This window comes from Halomonas bluephagenesis (assembly GCF_054790765.1).
This window is the reverse complement of record NZ_CP133631.1, coordinates 756,555-774,718: the sequence shown is the minus strand read 5'-3', so window position 1 is coordinate 774,718 and position 18,164 is coordinate 756,555. Positions and strand designations below refer to the sequence as shown.

Annotated in this window: 14 protein-coding genes and 3 tRNA genes; 11 read left to right on the top strand and 6 right to left on the bottom strand. The window is 52.2% G+C overall.

Features of this window, described 5'->3' with window-relative positions:
• Positions 1–102 precede the first annotated feature (102 nt).
• Positions 103–708, top strand: coding sequence for an FMN-dependent NADH-azoreductase (locus tag REH51_RS03445; RefSeq protein ID WP_009721665.1), 606 nt, complete (start codon positions 103–105; stop codon positions 706–708).
• A gap of 27 nt (positions 709–735) precedes the next feature.
• A complete protein-coding gene (locus REH51_RS03440; protein ID WP_009721666.1) occupies positions 736–1,035 on the top strand; it encodes an MGMT family protein in 300 nt (99 codons plus the stop codon).
• A 50-nt stretch (positions 1,036–1,085) separates the two neighbouring features.
• On the opposite strand, the gene REH51_RS03435 is transcribed toward REH51_RS03440, so the two are convergent.
• Entirely contained in the window at positions 1,086–2,654 is a 1,569-nt protein-coding gene (locus tag REH51_RS03435) for a carbon-nitrogen hydrolase family protein (protein ID WP_009721667.1), read from the bottom strand.
• Positions 2,655–2,696: 42 nt separating this feature from the next.
• Positions 2,697–3,614: a DMT family transporter gene (locus REH51_RS03430; RefSeq protein ID WP_009721668.1), complete on the bottom strand. Its 918-nt coding sequence runs from the start codon at positions 3,612–3,614 to the stop codon at positions 2,697–2,699.
• Positions 3,615–3,806: 192 nt separating this feature from the next.
• Between REH51_RS03430 and REH51_RS03425 the strand changes: the two genes are divergently transcribed.
• From REH51_RS03425 to REH51_RS03405, 5 genes are all read left to right on the top strand, one after another.
• Entirely contained in the window at positions 3,807–5,828 is a 2,022-nt protein-coding gene (locus REH51_RS03425) for an oxidoreductase (RefSeq protein WP_498936858.1), read from the top strand.
• Positions 5,829–5,984: 156 nt separating this feature from the next.
• A complete protein-coding gene (locus tag REH51_RS03420; RefSeq protein WP_498936856.1) occupies positions 5,985–7,028 on the top strand; it encodes a threonine aldolase family protein in 1,044 nt (347 codons plus the stop codon).
• Positions 7,029–7,307: 279 nt separating this feature from the next.
• Positions 7,308–9,230, top strand: coding sequence for a PrkA family serine protein kinase (locus REH51_RS03415; protein ID WP_498936854.1), 1,923 nt, complete (start codon positions 7,308–7,310; stop codon positions 9,228–9,230).
• A gap of 18 nt (positions 9,231–9,248) precedes the next feature.
• Complete coding sequence (locus tag REH51_RS03410) at positions 9,249–10,538, top strand: YeaH/YhbH family protein (protein WP_009721672.1); 1,290 nt, start codon at positions 9,249–9,251, stop codon at positions 10,536–10,538.
• Positions 10,539–10,558: 20 nt separating this feature from the next.
• The gene (locus REH51_RS03405; protein ID WP_009721673.1) at positions 10,559–12,121 is read left to right on the top strand and encodes a SpoVR family protein; all 1,563 of its coding nucleotides are present in this window, start codon (positions 10,559–10,561) and stop codon (positions 12,119–12,121) included.
• Between the two features lie 80 nt (positions 12,122–12,201).
• Here the strand turns inward: REH51_RS03405 and REH51_RS03400 are convergent, their stop codons facing one another.
• Positions 12,202–12,516 (bottom strand): high-potential iron-sulfur protein, encoded by a 315-nt coding sequence (locus REH51_RS03400; protein ID WP_009721674.1) that lies wholly within the window; start codon positions 12,514–12,516, stop codon positions 12,202–12,204.
• 258 nt (positions 12,517–12,774) lie between these two features.
• On the opposite strand from REH51_RS03400, the gene REH51_RS03395 reads away from it, so the two are divergent.
• Both REH51_RS03395 and REH51_RS03390 read left to right on the top strand, forming a co-directional pair.
• A complete protein-coding gene (locus REH51_RS03395; RefSeq protein WP_009721675.1) occupies positions 12,775–13,050 on the top strand; it encodes an Lrp/AsnC family transcriptional regulator in 276 nt (91 codons plus the stop codon).
• 60 nt (positions 13,051–13,110) lie between these two features.
• Entirely contained in the window at positions 13,111–13,974 is an 864-nt protein-coding gene (locus tag REH51_RS03390; protein WP_009721676.1) for a DNA/RNA non-specific endonuclease, read from the top strand.
• 177 nt (positions 13,975–14,151) lie between these two features.
• Here REH51_RS03390 and REH51_RS03385 read toward each other — a convergent pair.
• The 3 genes from REH51_RS03385 to REH51_RS03375 all read right to left on the bottom strand — a co-directional run bounded on the left by REH51_RS03385 (position 14,152) and on the right by REH51_RS03375 (position 14,583).
• Positions 14,152–14,238, bottom strand: a tRNA-Leu gene (locus REH51_RS03385).
• Positions 14,239–14,280: 42 nt separating this feature from the next.
• Positions 14,281–14,367 (bottom strand) — tRNA-Leu (locus tag REH51_RS03380).
• Between the two features lie 129 nt (positions 14,368–14,496).
• A tRNA-Leu gene (locus tag REH51_RS03375) sits at positions 14,497–14,583 on the bottom strand.
• A gap of 245 nt (positions 14,584–14,828) precedes the next feature.
• Between REH51_RS03375 and rnr the strand changes: the two genes are divergently transcribed.
• The gene (rnr, locus tag REH51_RS03370) at positions 14,829–17,234 is read left to right on the top strand and encodes a ribonuclease R (protein WP_009721678.1); all 2,406 of its coding nucleotides are present in this window, start codon (positions 14,829–14,831) and stop codon (positions 17,232–17,234) included.
• Positions 17,235–17,236: 2 nt separating this feature from the next.
• Positions 17,237–18,034 (top strand): 23S rRNA (guanosine(2251)-2'-O)-methyltransferase RlmB, encoded by a 798-nt coding sequence (rlmB, locus tag REH51_RS03365; protein ID WP_498936852.1) that lies wholly within the window; start codon positions 17,237–17,239, stop codon positions 18,032–18,034.
• Positions 18,035–18,164 lie beyond the last annotated feature (130 nt).

Sequence of the window (18,164 nt, the reverse complement as noted above, 5' to 3'; positions counted from 1 at the left end):
CGATTTTTTCGAATGAGATAGGAGAAACGTTGCGCTTTTGTTAATTGAAAAGCGCCGTAAAATAGCCTTCATTGCTCCCACTGATACGTTAGGAAATTCTCAATGACCACTCGTGCACTGCTTGTAACTTCTTCTATTCTAGGCGAGAACAGCCAGTCCAATGCGTTAGCCAACCATTTTAAAGCTAAAACGGAAGAGCGCGATGTAATGGTTACCCATCGTGATGTGGTAGCTAACGCGTTACCGCACCTTGCGATTGAAGAACTTGGTGCATGGCAGACGCCAGCAGAAGAGCGCAGCACTGAACAGCAGGCATTGGCAGCCCACTCTGACGAATTGTTGGCAGAGTTACGGGCGAATGATGTCCTGGTATTGGCGGTCCCGCTGTATAATTTGGGTATTCCTTCCCAGTTGAAAGCGTGGTTTGACCGCGTGCTGCGCGCTGGTGAAACCTTCCGCTACACTGAAAACGGTCCGCAAGGTTTGATTGAAGGTAAGCGTGCGATTATTTTAGCTGCTCGCGGTGGCCAATACGCGGGGACTGAATTAGATAGCCAGACGCCACATCTAAAAACCATGCTCGGTTTAATGGGCATTAGCGATGTGGATGTGGTCTTTGCGGAAGGATTGAATATGGGCGACGCTCAGCGTGATGCTGCGCTAAAAGAAGCGTTCCAAGCCATCGATCAACTGGTCGAAACACTCTAGTAAAACGTTGATTTATGAGAGATAACAATGCCACGCCCAGAACTGCTCGAACAGATTTATACTATTGTTGATCAGATTCCTGCTGGGCGGGTAACCACCTATGGGCGTATCGCGGCAATGACCGAGGGGGCTACGCCTCGCATGGTAGGCTCGGCGATGCGTCATTTACCTGAGGGGCATCAACTGCCCTGGCACCGAGTGATTGCAGCTTCGCTGAAGCTGGCCGATCACGGCGGAGCTGATTGTCAGCATCAGAAACTGCGTAATGAAGGCGTCATGTTTGATAGTAAAGGGCGAGTACCCGCTCATCTTGTGTGGCCTGATTGAGCCAGAAGCGCTTTAAAAACAACGCCGCCCATTCGGGCGGCGTTGTTGGTTTACTCTTCCAGATTAGCCCCAGACTTCCAGGACCAGTCGCGCCAGCGAAGGTCAAATAGATCTTTGCGGCGGTCTTTCAGGTTGGTCACTGAGCCCTCGGCACGGACAACCGTGAGGCGGGTCAGGTCGAGATCCGAGAAGAAAATCATTTCGGTGTTAGGCGTGGTTTCCGCCAGCACTGCATCGTGGGGGAATGCGAAGTCCGACGGCGAGAACACCGCCGATTGTGCATACTGGATATCCAGGTTTTCAATCGAAGGCAAGTTGCCGACGCTGCCGCACAGCACCACATAGCACTCGTTTTCAATGGCACGCGCTTGGGCGCAGTGGCGCACTCGCAGGTAGCCATTTTTGGTATCTGTCCAGAACGGTACAAACAGAATATCCATATCCTGATCGGCTAGCAGTCGGCCAAGTTCCGGGAACTCAACGTCGTAGCAGATCAAAATGCCCACGCGGCCTGCGTCGGTGTCGAAGACCTGGAGGTTATCACCGCCTTCGATTACCCAGTCGCGGCGCTCCTGTGGCGTGATATGCAGCTTCGACTGCTTTTCGATTTCGCCGTCTCGGTGGAACAGGTAGGCAATATTGTATAGCCGGTCATCGTCACCGACTTCAATCATGGAGCCACCGACGATGTTGATGTTATACGACACCGCCATCCGCGACAGTTCGGTTTTAAAACGCTCAGTGAAGCCCGCTAAAAAGCGAATCGCGCCCATTTGATCCTGTTGGGCTGAGCGGTCTTGTAGACCCATCAGCGGTGCGTTAAATAGCTCCGGAAATACCGCAAAGTCACTTTGATAATCTGATAGTGCGTCAACAAAGTACTCAATTTGTTGAAGGGCCGCTTCCACTGAAGCGAACTCACGCATCTGCCACTGTACAGCTCCCACTCGTACCTGAGTCGGGCGGGTATCTAGCACGCTCTCAGCAGGCTCGAACAGGATGTTGTTCCACTCCAAAAGAGTGGCATAGCCGCGAGACTGCTCATCTTCTGGCAGGTACTTACGCAGTAAGCGTTTTACTTGGAAATCGTTAGCTAATTGGAACGATAAAATCGGGTCGTAAATCTCTTTACGAGAGACTTTTTCGATGTACTCTGCTGGGGTAAGTTCTTGAGCGTGCTGGTGGTACTCGGGAATGCGGCCACCCGCCAGAATGGCACGCAGGTTGTGCGAGCGGCACAGTTCTTTGCGTGCTTCATATAAACGCCGACCCAAGCGGTAGCCACGGTAGTCGGGGTGGATAAGCACATCCAGCCCGTACATGGCATCGCCATCTTGATCGTTAAGGATGGTTTCGCGATGGCCGATCAGATCGTCATATTTATGCGGGTTGGAAAACTCGTCATAATCGACTTGTACCGTCAGCGCTACGCCCACCAGCATGCCATCGTCCTCAATGGCAATTTGGCCATCAGGGAATTCCTGGATGAGCTTGTCAATGGTGTGCTTTGGCCACGCCCCGCCGATGTCGTGATACACCGCGTCCATCAGTGTTTTGAGCTGTTCGTAGTCATCGCTGGTGAGGTTGCGAAGATTAAGGTGCAGTTCTTCTAGGGACATATTCAGGGGTTCCCGGCCGTCGAATGAAGTTAGCCCATTGTATCATTGCTGTGCGTTGCTCGTTTTATCTGCCGTGATAGTACGCACCAGGGGGCGTGTCAGCGTTTGCGCCATGATGACCCCCGCAAGGATGAGTAGCCCACCCATAAAGTGGAACCCTGCGATCTGCTCCCCTAAAAACGCCATGGCAATCAGGGCGCTAAATAGCGGCATCAAATTGATAAATATACTCGACTGGTTCGCGCCGATTTGGCGCACCGCGCGCATCCATAAAAAAGTGGTAATGATGGAGGCGGGAATGCCTGCGTAAAGGATCAGCCATATATTGTGGCTATCTACCGGTGTCATGGGACCCATTAAATAGGGCGGCAATAGGAATAAAACCGCAAAGCAGACCTGGGCATAGAGCATTACCCAAGGGGGTAGGTTCATCGCCCAGCGCTTTAGCATTACCCCGTAAAGGGCGTAGCAGGTGGCGGCAACTACCATTAATGCGTCACCGGCGGCTACCTGTAATTGCAACAGAGACAAAGGGTTGCCGCGCCCAAGCAATACCGTGACGCCAATGAATGCCAAAACACCTCCGACAACACCGCCAAGCGTAGGCGGCTCGCGCAAGATCAGAGCGCTTAACAATACGGTGAGAAGCGGCACCATGGCAGCCAAAATACCCATATTGGTGGCGGTCGTTGTTTCCGCGGCCACATAGGCCAACCCTTGCCACAGCCCCATGCCAAGTAATCCCAGCAGCGCCAGTTTTGGCCAGTGGCGGCGTATTTCATCGCGATGACGTAATACCGCAGGGAGTACAAACGGTGTCATTACTGCCAGTGCCAGCAGCCACCGTAGAAAAGCGATACTGCTGGGGGCAATGGCACCCACGGTTAATTGGTTAATTGTCATGTTCCCTGACCAAATCAATACCGTGGCCAGTGGAGGTAAAAAGTAAATCAATGGCATAGCGGGTTCCCTTATCGTTAGCCTGGTAATGTGACGTGCTTTCGCAAGAGGAGCAAGTGCTTTGCCACAATGGGTAATGGTTTTGCAAGGCGGCCAAAAGGTGACAGATTGAGGGGTGTAAAGGACTGTACGTCGGGCAGCGTATGTCATACGCTTGTTTGAATGTTCTTAACAATATAAAGGAGTACCGTGATGAACCAGACGCCCGCTTACCCGCATCTGTTCCGATCGCTGACCGTTGGCCATTTAACGCTGCCCAATCGTGTATTGATGGGGTCAATGCACACCAATTTAGAAGAAGCCCCCAATGGTTTTGAGCGTCTAGCGGCCTTTTATGCCGAGCGTGCTCGCGCGGGTGTTAGCCTGATTGTGACGGGTGGTATTGCTCCTAATGCTGAAGGCGCTGTGTTTCAAGGGGCGAATGCACTTACCGATGAGTCTCAGCTAGCTGAGCATAAGCGCGTTGTTGATGCTGTTCATGACGCGGGTGGGCATTTGTGTATGCAGATTCTCCATGCCGGGCGCTATGCCTATTCGCCAGAGTTGGTAGCCCCTTCTGCGTTGCAGGCACCGATCAACCCGTTTATGCCTCGGGCACTTTCAGGCGATGAGGTTGAGCAACAGATTGACGACTATGTACGCTGCGCGCAGCTTGCCCAGCAGGCGGGCTATGACGGTGTTGAGGTAATGGGCTCAGAGGGTTACTTAATCAACCAGTTTATTTGTCGTCGCACCAATCAGCGTGATGATGAGTGGGGCGGTGATTTTGAGCGACGTATTCGCTTCCCGATTGAAATTGTGAAACGCATTCGCGCGGCAGTGGGCGAGCGCTTTTTGATGATTTTTCGCCTGTCGATGATTGATCTGGTGGAAGAAGGTAGTACGTGGGAAGAAGTGGTGCAGCTTGGTCAGGCCATTGAAGCCGCGGGCGCGAATGTGATCAATACCGGTATTGGCTGGCACGAAGCCCGGGTGCCAACCATTGTAACCAGCGTACCTCGTGCAGCGTTTACCGAAGTTACCAAACGTATTAAAGCAGCACTATCCATCCCGTTGATCACCACCAACCGTATCAATATGCCCGAGGTTGCCGAGCGCGTGCTGGCAGATGGGCATGCGGATATGGTGTCGATGGCGCGCCCGTTTTTGGCTGACCCTGAATGGGTGCGTAAAGCTGAGGCGGGTCTTTCAGACGAAATCAATACCTGTATCGCCTGTAACCAAGCCTGCCTAGATCACACCTTTATGGGCAAACTCACGTCATGCTTGGTCAACCCAAGGGCGTGCCATGAAACCGAGTTAACCCTTGAACCCGCGAAAACGCCAAAGCGGGTAGCGGTTGTCGGCGGTGGCCCAGCGGGGCTTGCTCCCGCTGTGGCAGCTGCCAGCCGGGGGCATCATGTGGTGCTGTTTGAGCGACGCAGTGAGCTAGGGGGGCAGTTTAATTACGCCCGTAAAATTCCTGGTAAAGAGGAATTTAACGAAACTCTGCGCTATTTCCGGGTGATGCTAGAAAAATACGCCGTGGACGTTCGCCTCAATACGGCGGCTAGCCACGATACATTAGCTGAGTTTGACGAGGTAGTGATTGCCACCGGCGTTACCCCCCGTGAACTTGCACTACCAGGTGCCGATCATGCCAGTGTGCTTAGCTACGCTGAGGCCATTGAGCGTCCCGAGCGAGTGGGCCAGCGTGTGGCAGTGATCGGTGCCGGCGGTATTGGGTTTGATGTATCAGAGCTGCTCGCCGATCAGGGGCATCCTGAAATGGACGTAGCAGCTTGGTGTGATGAGTGGGGCGTTGACCTTGCCGTGGGCGATCGTGGCGGCCTAAAGCCGCCAATGCCGCCGGTTTCTACTCGTGACATTGTTATGCTCCAGCGCAAAAGCTCTAAGCCGGGTAAGAACCTGGGCAAAACCTCGGGCTGGGTGCATCGCGCGTCACTAAAGCAGCGGGGCGTTAAAACGCTGACTGGCTGCGAGTATTTGAAAATTGATGATGCGGGGCTGCACATTCGCCGGGATGGTGAAGAACAAGTGCTGGCGGTAGACACTGTCGTGGTGTGTGCTGGGCAGGAGTCAGTTCGCGAGCTTATCGAGCCTTTAAGCCAGTCGGGAGCACGCTTTCATGTGATTGGCGGTGCCGATGAAGCAGCGGAGCTAGACGCTAAGCGGGCCATCGACCAAGGCACACGACTTGCCGCTGCCCTGTAGTTAAATGATATAACCAAGCGAGTTGGGCGGGTGACGTAAACGTTGAAATGGCGATAGACTGGTCGATCAAGGTAGCTGTTAACCACAGTTAACAATTTAAGGCGCGAGTGGCACCCAGCTTGCGCCGTACGACCGTCAGATAAAAGGACTATCGTCATGACCTCGGAGTGTACCCCACGATTTTTAGCCAGTGATAACACCTCAGGTATCTGCCCAGAGGCAATGGAATACCTGCTGGAAGCCAATCAAGCCGATGATTTGGCCTACGGCAACGATCGTTGGACTGCCCGCGCCGCAGATCGTTTTCGTGAAATGTTTGACTACGATTGCGACGTTTTTTTTGTGTTCAATGGTACTGCAGCAAACTCACTGGCACTTTCCGCAATGGGGCGCAGCTATCACAGCGTTATTTGTCATGAATTGGCCCACATTGAAACCGATGAATGTGGTGGCCCTGAGTTCTTTTCTAACGGTGCGAAACTGCTGACCTCTCCGGGGGCTAACGGGAAGCTAACGCCACAGGGCATTGAAGCGCTGGTCACTAAGCGTAGCGATATTCATTATCCCAAGCCTAAGGTGGTGTCGCTTACCCAAGCGACAGAAGTTGGCACGGTGTACTCTCGGGAAGAGTTATTAGCAATACGCGCTATGGCAGATAAGCATGATTTGCGCCTGCACATGGACGGCGCACGGTTCGCAAATGCCTGTGCCAGTCTCAATGCCAGTCCCGCAGAGCTAACGTGGCAGGGAGGCGTCGATGCGTTGTGTTTTTCGGGAACCAAGAACGGACTAGCGTTTGGTGAGGCGATTCTGTTTTTTAACCGCGATTTGGCTGAGGATTTTTCCTATCGCTGCAAGCAGGCAGGCCAGTTGGCTTCTAAAATGCGCTTTGTTTCCGCCCCGTGGCTTGGGTTATTGGAAAGCGGTGCGTGGTTAACCAACGCTGAACATGCCAATGCCATGGCGCGTTATTTATCAGAAGGGTTACAGGCGCTACCTGGCGTTTCACTGATGTTTCCGACCCAGGCCAATAGTGTTTTCGTTGAATTTCCTCCTCATGCAATCGAGGCGTTGAAAGCCAAAGGATGGACTTTCTATACCTTTATTGGAGCGGGTGGTGCGCGTTTTGTATGCGCTTGGAACACGACCGTTGAATTGCTGGATCAACTGTTGGCAGATGTGAAAGAAGTGCTGGAGTAATACTTTCTAAGCAACGTCTGTTAGATGCGTTGTTTCCCGCTATTGCGCCGCCTGTCAGGCGGCGCTGTGCGTTTTGAATAGCGTTTTTATGATGATCACGTATTCAACGCAACTTAATCTCTTCCGCTGTGCTCAAATTATTAAAAATTGTGCGTTGAAGGTTTAGTCATCACTTTTTGCTAATGCTGACTACGCTGATAGAGCAACACCTCGTATTGCACACCGCTTGATGTTTGGGCTTGGCGGTAGCTGCTGGGGGATGGGCCACAGGAGAGTTCCATGAGCATCTTTGATCACGTTCAAGACCGATTTGCCCGCGTTCAGCAAGAGGACATGAGCCTAGAGGAGTATCTGGCGCTTTGTCGCCGTGACCCAAAGGTTTATGCCAGCGCGTCAGAGCGTATGCTGGAGGCCATTGGCGAGCCTGAAGTGATCGACACGGCGAAAGCCCCGCGTCTATCACGCATTTTTTCGAACAAGGTGATTCGCCGCTATCCTGCATTTGCTGAGTTTCATGGTATGGAAGAAGCCATTGAGCAAATTGTGGCGTACTTCCGTCACGCGGCTCAGGGGCTGGGAGAGCGTAAGCAGATTCTTTATCTACTCGGGCCAGTGGGGGGCGGTAAGTCGTCGTTAGCTGAGCGTTTGAAGTTGCTGATGGAGCGTATCCCGTTCTATGCCATTAAAGACTCGCCGGTGTACGAGTCACCGCTAGGGCTGTTTTCGCCAGAAGAAGATGGCGAACTGCTAGAGAAGGAATACGGCATTCCCCAGCGTCATCTACGCAGCGTGATGTCACCTTGGGCGGCTAAGCGTTTAAAAGAGGCGGGCGGCGATATTTCCCAATTTCGGGTGGTACGCCTTTATCCCTCGCGGTTGAATCAAATTGCCATCTCTAAAACCGAGCCTGGCGATGAAAATAATCAGGACATTTCGTCATTAGTGGGTAAAGTCGATATTCGCCAGTTAGAGCTTTACTCTCAAGATGACCCGGATGCCTACAGCTTCTCTGGCGGGCTTTGCCGAGCTAACCAGGGGCTGATGGAATTTGTCGAGATGTTTAAAGCGCCGATTAAGGTGCTGCATCCGCTGCTTACTGCCACCCAGGAGGGCAACTACAACCCCACAGAAGGCATGGGGGCAATTCCTTTTGACGGTGTGATTTTAGCCCACTCTAACGAATCGGAATGGCAGGCATTTCGCAACAACCGCAATAACGAGGCGTTTTTAGATCGTGTCTATATCGTCAAAGTGCCTTACTGCCTGCGGGTCTCCGAAGAGATCAAAATTTACCAGAAATTGCTTGAAGACTCCTCACTTAACGCAGCTCCCTGCGCCCCCGATACGCTGCGTATGTTGGCGCAATTCTCAGTGCTCTCGCGGCTAAAAGTGCCCGAAAACTCGAGCATCTATTCTAAGATGCGTGTGTACGACGGCGAGAACCTGAAAGATACCGATCCTAGAGCGAAGTCGATCCAGGAGTATCGTGATGCGGCAGGTGTAGATGAGGGCATGCAGGGCTTATCTACTCGTTTCGCCTTCAAGATACTTTCTAAAGTGTTTAACTTCGACGGCACTGAAGTCGCCGCGAACCCTGTGCATTTGCTGTATGTGCTAGAGCAAGCACTAGAGCGTGAGCAACTGCCTTCTGAGGTGTTTGAACGCTACATTGGCTTTATCAAAGAGTTTCTGGCACCGCGCTATGTCGATTTCATTGGTAAGGAAATCCAAACGGCGTACTTGGAATCCTACAGCGAGTATGGGCAGAACATCTTTGATCGCTACGTGACCTATGCGGATTTCTGGATTCAGGATCAGGAGTATCGCGACCCCGAAACGGGCGAATTGTTGAACCGTCAGTCGCTGAATGACGAACTGGAAAAAATTGAGAAACCAGCGGGCATCTCTAACCCGAAAGACTTCCGTCACGAAGTGGTTAATTTCGTATTGCGGGCGCGTGCGCAAAATAATGGCATGAACCCCAGCTGGCAGTCTTATGAAAAGCTCAAAGGCGTTATCGAACATAAGATGTTTGCTAATACTGAAGAGCTGTTACCGGTTATTTCGTTTAATGCTAAGGCGTCGAAGTCAGACCAGAAGAAGCACGAGGACTTTGTGGCGCGCATGGTTGATCGTGGCTATACCGAAAAACAAGTTCGGCTGCTTTCAGAGTGGTATCTACGCGTGCGCAAGTCCCAGTAGCGGATAATCGGAGGGCATATGACCTACTTTATTGATCGAAGGCCTAACGCTAAGCATAAAAGCGCGGTCAATCGGCAGCGCTTTTTGGAACGTTATCGCAAGCATATAAAGCGTTCGGTGGAGGAGGCGGTTAACCGCCGCTCCATTACCGATATGGAGCGGGGTGAGAAGGTATCTATTCCTACCAAGGACATCTCTGAGCCCGTGTTTCAGCACGGGCCAGGGGGAGCACGACAAATCGTCTCGCCGGGGAATAAAGAGTTTTTAGAGGGGGATAAAATTCGCCGCCCTAACGGACAGGGCGGCGGAGATGGCGCGGGCGAAGGGGGGGCTTCCAATCAAGGAGAAGGTGACGACGAGTTTGCATTCACCCTAAGCCGCGAGGAGTTTTTGGAGTTTGTGTTTGATGGTCTTGAGTTGCCCCATTTGCAACGAAAGCCATTGAAGTCACTTGAAGAGATAAAAATGGTGCGTGCGGGGCTGGCGCGTGATGGGGTGCCGTCACGAATTAGCATTACCCGATCAATGCGCGAAGCCTACGCGCGCCGTATCGCTATGCGCGCACCCATTAAGCGTGCGTTGAAAGAGGCTCAAGAGGCGCTCGCCGCGGAAGAGCGTAAGGATCCGGTGTTGCGCAACCCAGCACGAATTGTTGAGCTAAAGGCAGAAATAGAGCGGTTGGAGAAGCGCATTGAAGGGGTACCGTTTATCGATACCTATGATCTGCGCTATCACCAGCTGTCGGCCCAGCCTCAGCCTTCGAGCCAAGCGGTGATGTTCTGTGTGATGGACGTTTCTGGTTCCATGACTCAAAACCATAAAGACATCGCTAAGCGGTTTTTCTTATTGCTCTATCTGTTTTTGGAAAAGCATTACGAAAAAGTAGAGCTAGTGTTTGTGCGCCACCACACGGCTGCTCGGGAGGTAAACGAGGAGGAGTTTTTCTACTCCCGTGAAACCGGTGGCACTATCGTTTCCAGCGCGCTCACCCTGGTAAATAAAATCATCGAAAAACGCTACCCCGCCGAGCAGTGGAACCTCTATATCGCCCAGGCATCGGACGGCGACAACTGGGATGATGACTCGAACATTTGCCGGGACTTACTGGTTAAACAGCTCATGCCGCAGTTGCAGTACTACGCGTATGTGGAAATTACTCCTCATGAGCATCAGTCGCTGTGGCATGAATATGAAACGGTCGCCGCGCAGTTTCCTGAACGGTTTGCGATGCGCCAAATTGTTGATGCTGGGGATATCTACCCCGTCTTCCGTGAACTGTTTAAACGTCGGTTGAGTCAAGAGCAGTAACGCGAACCGAGGAGTACGCCATGAGTGTAGCCCGCAAGCCAATAGCGACCGGTTCCGACTGGAATTTTAGTGTGTTGGAACGGTTCGATGAAGAACTCGCCAGGCTCGCCGATGAGTACCGTCTAGATACTTATCCCAATCAGATAGAAGTGATTACCACCGAACAGATGATGGATGCCTACGCGAGCGTAGGGATGCCGGTAGGTTATCACCACTGGTCGTTTGGTAAGCAGTTTCTTGCCGTCGAGCAAGCCTATAAGCGCGGCCAGATGGGCCTCGCCTATGAGTTGGTGATTAACTCCAACCCATGTATCGCCTATCTAATGGAAGAGAACACGTTAATGATGCAGGTATTGGTCATTGCGCATGCCTGCTATGGGCATAACTCTTTCTTTAAAGGTAATTACTTGTTCCGCGCCTGGACCGATGCCGATTCCATCGTTGATTACCTAGTATTTGCTCGTAAGTATATTGCCCAGTGTGAAGAGCGCCACGGTGTTCATGCGGTCGAGCAATTGTTAGATGCCTGTCACGCACTACAAAACTATGGTGTAGACCGCTACAAGCGACCCTCACCTATTTCTGCTGAAGAGGAGGTAAGGCGCCAAGAAGAGCGCGAGGCTTACCTGCAAACCCAGGTCAATATGTTATGGAGCACGATTCCTGATGCGCCCAATGGCGTTTCTCCACTACCGGGTAGTCTGCATAGTGATGAAGATCCGCTTGGCCTGCATAGCGGAGGGCTTTATCCCTCCGAGCCCCAGGAGAACTTGCTCTACTTTATTGAAAAAAACGCGCCGCTTCTGGCTCCCTGGCAGCGTGAAATTGTGCGTATCGTGCGTAAGCTAGCGCAGTATTTTTATCCCCAGCGGCAAACACAGGTGATGAACGAAGGGTGGGCTTGCTTTTGGCACTATACGCTAATGAACCGCTTATATGATGAAGGCAAGGTGAATGAAGGCCTGATGCTGGAGTTCTTGCAATCCCATGCAGCGGTTATCAATCAGCCAGACTTTGATAGCCCGCACTACAGCGGACTTAATCCGTATGCGCTGGGCTTTGCGATCTTTATGGACATTAAACGGATTTGTGACGCGCCAACCGATGAAGATCGAGAGTGGTTCCCTGATATTGCCGGTAGTCCGTGGCGCGATACCGTCGAGTTTGCTATGCGCAATTTCAAGGATGAGTCGTTTATACAGCAGTTCTTATCCCCCAAAGTGATGCGCGATCTCAAGCTGTTCCTAATTGTCGATGATGATCAGATGGAAACACTGGAAGTGGCGGCAATTCATAATGAGCGAGGTTATCGGCGAGTACGCGAGGCACTTTCAACCCAATACGCCTTATCGGTGCGTGAGCCAAATATTCAAGTTGTCGAGGCGGCTATACGGGGGGATCGTTCGTTGACCTTACACCATGTACAAGATAGCCGTCGGCCTCTTGGTCGCAGCGTATATCCGGTGATTCGCCATTTGCAGCAGCTATGGGGGTTTCCGGTGCACTTGGTCTCAATGGAGGAGGGGCGTGTTACGCGTCGTTACCGGTGGCCGATTGAAGAGGAGAGCAACGACGTTAGTTAAGAGCTAAATAATTACCCCGCGGCAAGCGCGGGGTAATGTTCAAGCCTGATTGTGTCGCCAAAATTAGTCGGCTATTAACATCAGCCTTGGGCAGTCCAGGACTGGCACCAGCCGTCAGGCTCGACGCTATTTTGCGGGAACAGCTGGCAACCTTCATTTTCTGCATTAAAAAACATGCAGTTTGAGCACAGTTCGCCTTCCTCATAGGCCGGGTGATCGCTTGCGTCACTGGCTACTTCAACGTAGTTAAGTGCCTGGGCGGTAGAATTAGATGGATCAAGGCGAGGCAGTTCCTGGGCAAAAGCAGTCTTCGACAGGATGCCAGCACCAAATGGCAGGGCGGCGAGGCCCATTACGCTGTTACGCATGAACTTACGACGGCTCTGATTAGCCATGGTGTCTCCTTATCGTCACGGTTTGACGTTTTTGCTTATGTTATTGGGTGGTGAACCACCTCTAATACTCCGACAAATCTTATAAACCGGAGTTCTCCAGTCCATGCTAGCGCATGCTCAAAATTAGTGCGAATAACCTTATGAGGAGCGCGACAATTGGCCACGCCATTGAGCGGAGCTTGGCCCTAGCAAACAGCCTGTTATACTCGCCTCTGGTTTGCCGATTAGATTGTTATTAACGCTGTTGTTGGGGGTGCTATGCAAAACGCTGTGATTTTAATCAATACTGAAAAAGGTCAGGTAAAAGCTGTCGCTGAGCGCCTTGCTGATGTAGACGGTATCAGTGAAGTCTATTCGACGTGTGGTCGCTATGATTTGGTCGCTATTGCCCGTACCCCTGATTTTGAAAGCCTTGCTGAACTGGTCACGGAGCGTCTAAACGCTGTAGAGGGCATTAGCGATACCGAAACGCTGAATGCGATGCAGGTGCACTCCCGTCACGACCTAGAAACGATGTTTTCCCTGGGCTGGTAACTGATAAATTACCTGACATAAAAGCAGGATGCAGAATCATTACTATAGGGAGTAAGACTGTTGGGAAAATCGCTTTCGCGCTGGCGTCGTCAGGGAAAACGCCTCGGTATCGCTGTGCTTTTTGTCATTGTGGGAACGGGGCTTTGGGAGTTTCAGGGGCGTCAACATCAGGATGACTATACATGGATGGGGGTGCCTACTTGGGATGGGTTGCATCCAACAACGTTTCACCGTGTGCTAAGAAACGATGGTTTCTTGGCGGGGTGGTCAGATATACGGGCAAATCCACTTTGGGTCAGTTATCAGGTTGAAGCGGTGTCCGATGATACTCGTATTGGGCCGCGGCCTAATTTTAAAGCTGACTGGCGCACGTTATGGCCAATAGGTACGGATAGCTATTCCGGCAGTGGCTATGATCGCGGGCACTTAGCACCTAACTACGCCATTGCAGCGGTACACGGCCGTCATGCTCAGATCGATACCTTCTTGATGAGTAATATGACGCCTCAGCGGCCTAATTTGAATCGCCAGCTGTGGCAGCGTCTTGAAGAATCAGTGATGGATCATTTTGCACCGCGCTTTGATCGTTTGCAGGTGATTACTGGACCCATTTTTCCAGAGCGCTTCATGGACAATGTATTTAATCGCGTTGGTTTTGTGGAAGTGCCAGTAGCATTTTATAAGATCATCGTTGTACCGAATGAAGAGGCACCGCTGGCGCTTGCCTTTATCATGCCGCAAGACGTTCGTGGTAATGAGCCGTTAGACGATTATCTGGTTACTATCGATGAGATCGAGTCGCTTACAGGGCTGAACTTCTTCCCTGATTTGTCGGCAGAGCGTGAAGCTGTGTTGGAAGGGCAACTGCGTACTCAAGGCTGGGCGCTAGAAGAGGTCGCGCGACGTCCTGGGCGTTTCCAGTAATGCAAAAATACCGTGAGAGCGAAGATATTCGCTTGAGCGGTTTTTTAAGTAAGATTTTTTAAACTAGGGTTTCTATAGATAAACAGTGAGAACGTTAAGAGGGAAGCATTGCAGATGAATTACTAAAAGCAGATGGTGGGATGTTGATCAAAGATGATGTGAATTAAACCATTGAAGTGGTGCCCAGGAGAGGACTTGAACCTCCACGTCCATACGGACACTAGCACCTGAAGCTAGCGCGTCTACCAATTCCGCCACCTGGGCACATCATTTTTGCTACTGATCTTACTGCTGTTTGTATTCGTATGGTGCCCAGGAGAGGACTTGAACCTCCACGTCCATACGGACACTAGCACCTGAAGCTAGCGCGTCTACCAATTCCGCCACCTGGGCGAATACAAACATTTTGCTGATGCTTTTTTTAGTACTATTGTCCAGTACTATTTTTCAGCACTACTTCCAATACTACTGCTTGCCGCTGCACCATTTTACATCATGAAAAGGGGGTAACACGATATAGGATGGTGCCCAGAAGAGGACTTGAACCTCCACGTCCATACGGACACTAGCACCTGAAGCTAGCGCGTCTACCAATTCCGCCATCTGGGCAAGTGGCGCGTATGATACCGAGGCCTCGCTTAAATGCAAGACCCGGTTACTGTTTTTATCACTAAAATCGCACAATTGCCGCGCTAGGTGGTTGGGTGATTGAACTGGCAGCGCTATAATGCAGCTATGACCAAACAAAACATGACGTTTTTCAGCCAATCAGTGGCTGAATCCCCTCGCCCGCAGCGCACTGCGCCTGCGCAAGCTGTCCGCCTCCCGCAAACGCTATCAAGGATGTTGATCGCATGAAGTACTGGACGTTGAGTGATGATCCGCACGCCGAGCGCGAGGCGCAAAAGTATGATAATCCTGCGCCCAGCCGCGAGTATTTATTAGCTGCCCTGGAAACGTACGGCAAGCCAATAACCCACGAAAACATGAGCCGCATGCTCGGCATTGAAGATGAAGATCATCTTGAAGCTGTTCGTCGTCGTATGGCTGCCATGGAGCGTGATGGTCAGGTGCTGCGCGATCGTCGAGGAGCCTACGCGCTGATCGACAAGCTAGATCTGATTAAGGGCAAAGTGCTTGGCCACCGAGATGGCTTTGGGTTTTTGCTTCGTGAAGATGGCAAAAAACCGGACTTAGTGTTGCCTCCACGTCAGATGCGCCGTGTTTTTCACGGTGATTATGTGCTGGCGCGTGTTAGTGGCCGCGACCGTCGTGGTCGTGACGAGGCCACTATCGCTGATGTGATTGCGCGAAACACGCAAACGATTGTGGGTGTATACCGTAGCAACTCACCTGAGTTTGGTGTGCTGATTCCTGAGAACCCACGCATTACTCAAGAAGTTATCATTCCTCATACCGCGAGTGCTGGCGCGAAAGACGGGCAGGTGATATCTGCGAAAATCGTCCAGCAACCGGCTACGCGTGTTCAGCCGGTCGGCGAAGTTATCGAAGTGCTGGGTGAGCGAATGGACCCCGGCATGGAAATAGATATCGCGATTCGTAGCTACGATATCCCAGCGGAATTTCCGCCAGAAGTGCTTGATCAAACCAGCGGTATTTCAGCAGAAGTGTTAGAGGAAGATAAGCAACACCGAGTCGATCTGCGTGAGCTTCCTTTGGTCACCATTGACGATGAGTCCGCCAAAGACTTTGACGATGCGGTGTGTGCATGGAAGACCAAGTCGGGTAGTTGGAAGCTGCTGGTGGCGATTGCCGATGTGTCGCACTATGTGCGTCCTGGAACCGCGCTTGATGATGAAGCGCGTACACGGGGTAACTCGGTGTACTTCCCGGGCCAAGTTGTGCCGATGCTGCCTGAGCTTCTCTCAAATGGCTTGTGTTCGTTAAATCCCCAAGTAGATCGTCTTGTGATGGTCTGCGAAATGAATATCTCCAAGACGGGTGCCATTAGCCGCTATTCGTTCTATGAAGCGGTAATGAACTCCCACGCTCGCCTGACCTATAACAAGGTGGCAGCCATTCTCGATAACGAGAGTGACGAGGGCGAAGCGCTACGCAATGAACACAAGGCGCTGGTGAAGCCGCTGCAAAATCTGCACGAGCTTTATGGCCTGCTGCGTAGTGCCCGGGAAGAGCGTGGTGCGATTGATTTTGATACCACCGAAACGGCGATTATCTTTAATGATGAGCGCAAGATTGAAAAAATTGTGCCGCGCACCCGCAACGATGCTCATAAGCTAATTGAGGAGTGTATGCTGGCGGCCAACGTGGCCACCGCGCGGTTCCTGGATAAGCACGACTTGCCCGCTCTGTATCGTATTCACGAGCGCCCAACGCCAGAGCGCCTTGACAAGCTGCGTCTGTTCTTGAGTGAGCTCGGGCTTTCTGTTGGCGGTGGCGATATGCCGACGCCCCAGGATTATCAAGCGTTACGGGAAGTGATTATTGATCGCCCGGATGCTGACATCATTCAAACCGTCATGCTGCGTTCAATGAATCAGGCGGTTTATTCGCCTCAGAATGAGGGACACTTTGGCTTGGCTTACCAGGCCTATGCGCACTTCACTTCGCCGATTCGTCGTTATCCCGACCTGTTGGTGCACCGTGCCATTCGCTCGGTTATTCGTGGGCCGCGCCAAACCAATACGGTGGTCCGGGTAGAAGGTGCACCGGTTGATCCGCCAAGCAAGTGGTGTCCTTATACCTTCGAGCAAATGCTTGAGCTGGGTGAACACTGCTCGATGACCGAACGGCGGGCTGATGAAGCAACTCGTGATGTTGAAAGTTGGCTTAAGTGTGAGTTTATGTCCGATAAGCTGGGCGAAACTTTCGACGGTACTATCGCCTCGGTGACTCAGTTTGGCTTGTTTGTGCGTCTGGATGATTTCTATGTCGAAGGGTTGGTGCATGTCACCTCGCTGCCTTCTGACTACTACCACTACGAAGCAGAGAAGCATCGTCTCAAAGGTGAGCGCACTGGCACGACGTACCGCCTGGGAGACGGGCTTACGGTTCAGGTTGCGCGGGTAGACATGGATGATCGTAAGATCGACTTTGGCCTTGCTGACGAGAAACCTCGGCCACGCCGCCAGCCGCGCAAACGTCGTGGTGGAGAAGGTGGTGCTGGAAAAGAAGGTGGCGCTGACAAGGCGGCAGCATCAACAGACAAGCAGCCGACGCGCCGTGGGCCAAGACGCACGCGTAATGGCCCGCGTAAACCATCACCGAATAAGGGTTGAGCATGAAATCGTCGTCGTCTCGACGTAGCTCGCGTCCGGCTGTTCGTACTCCGGATGGGCTAGACCAAGTGTATGGCGTTCACGCCTTGGAAAGCCTACTTGAGCGGGGCGAAACGCCCCGTGAATTGTGGGTACAGCAGGGAGCGGGTAACCGCTTGAAAGAAGTGGTCGCGAGTGCTCAGTCCCGTGGTGCGCGCATTAAAGAGCAGCCCCGTGACCTGCTGGATCAGCTCACTCAGGGTGCAGCTCATCAGGGCGTCGTGGCATTTTGCCCGCCACTGGTTCCTGAAGGGGAAGAGTCGTTGTGGTTAAAGCTGCGTGCCTGGCAGGCGTCTGCACCGCCGCTGCTGTTGGTGTTGGATGGTGTTACCGATGTGCATAACTTTGGTGCGTGCCTACGTAGTGCTGATGCTGCGGGGGCTCATGGGGTGATCGTAGCCAAAGACAAAGCCGCTCCGCTAAATGCAACTGTACGAAAAGTTGCCTGCGGTGCCGCTGAGGTAGTGCCGGTTTACCAAGTCACTAACCTATCTCGTACTTTGGCCAAGCTAAAAGATGCCGGTGTCTGGATTACCGGCACCGCAGGTGAAGCAGACGCCAGCCTGTTTGAAATTGATATGACCGGCCCTACGGCGTTAGTCATGGGTGCTGAAGGGAAGGGCATGCGTCGATTAACCAGGGAGGCTTGCGATAACTTGGCAAACCTGCCTATGGCAGGGCAGGTGTCTAGCCTGAACGTATCGGTCGCGACGGGCATATGTTTGTTTGAAGCCGTTCGGCAGCGGCAGCTTGCAAGTTAAGCACTAGCCCACTAGAATGCCTGCGCCCGTTTAACTTTAAGCGGGCGCTCGTATTGGTTAACAGTTAATACGAAAAACAGTTCTGCTTGATGCCCCAAATGACATCGTTCGCGGTGAGTAAAGGGCATTT

Excerpts from the sequence above, each read along its gene's own strand:
- REH51_RS03400 (WP_009721674.1), bottom strand. The coding sequence starts at position 12,516 with ATGGCTAATCAGAGCCGTCGTAAGTTCATGCGTAACAGCGTAATGGGC.
- REH51_RS03430 (WP_009721668.1), bottom strand. The coding sequence starts at position 3,614 with ATGCCATTGATTTACTTTTTACCTCCACTGGCCACGGTATTGATTTGG.
- REH51_RS03425 (WP_498936858.1), top strand. The coding sequence starts at position 3,807 with ATGAACCAGACGCCCGCTTACCCGCATCTGTTCCGATCGCTGACCGTT.
- REH51_RS03435 (WP_009721667.1), bottom strand. The coding sequence starts at position 2,654 with ATGTCCCTAGAAGAACTGCACCTTAATCTTCGCAACCTCACCAGCGAT.
- REH51_RS03395 (WP_009721675.1), top strand. The coding sequence starts at position 12,775 with ATGCAAAACGCTGTGATTTTAATCAATACTGAAAAAGGTCAGGTAAAA.
- REH51_RS03405 (WP_009721673.1), top strand. The coding sequence starts at position 10,559 with ATGAGTGTAGCCCGCAAGCCAATAGCGACCGGTTCCGACTGGAATTTT.
- rlmB (WP_498936852.1), top strand. The coding sequence starts at position 17,237 with ATGAAATCGTCGTCGTCTCGACGTAGCTCGCGTCCGGCTGTTCGTACT.
- REH51_RS03420 (WP_498936856.1), top strand. The coding sequence starts at position 5,985 with ATGACCTCGGAGTGTACCCCACGATTTTTAGCCAGTGATAACACCTCA.
- REH51_RS03415 (WP_498936854.1), top strand. The coding sequence starts at position 7,308 with ATGAGCATCTTTGATCACGTTCAAGACCGATTTGCCCGCGTTCAGCAA.
- REH51_RS03440 (WP_009721666.1), top strand. The coding sequence starts at position 736 with ATGCCACGCCCAGAACTGCTCGAACAGATTTATACTATTGTTGATCAG.
- REH51_RS03445 (WP_009721665.1), top strand. The coding sequence starts at position 103 with ATGACCACTCGTGCACTGCTTGTAACTTCTTCTATTCTAGGCGAGAAC.
- REH51_RS03410 (WP_009721672.1), top strand. The coding sequence starts at position 9,249 with ATGACCTACTTTATTGATCGAAGGCCTAACGCTAAGCATAAAAGCGCG.
- rnr (WP_009721678.1), top strand. The coding sequence starts at position 14,829 with ATGAAGTACTGGACGTTGAGTGATGATCCGCACGCCGAGCGCGAGGCG.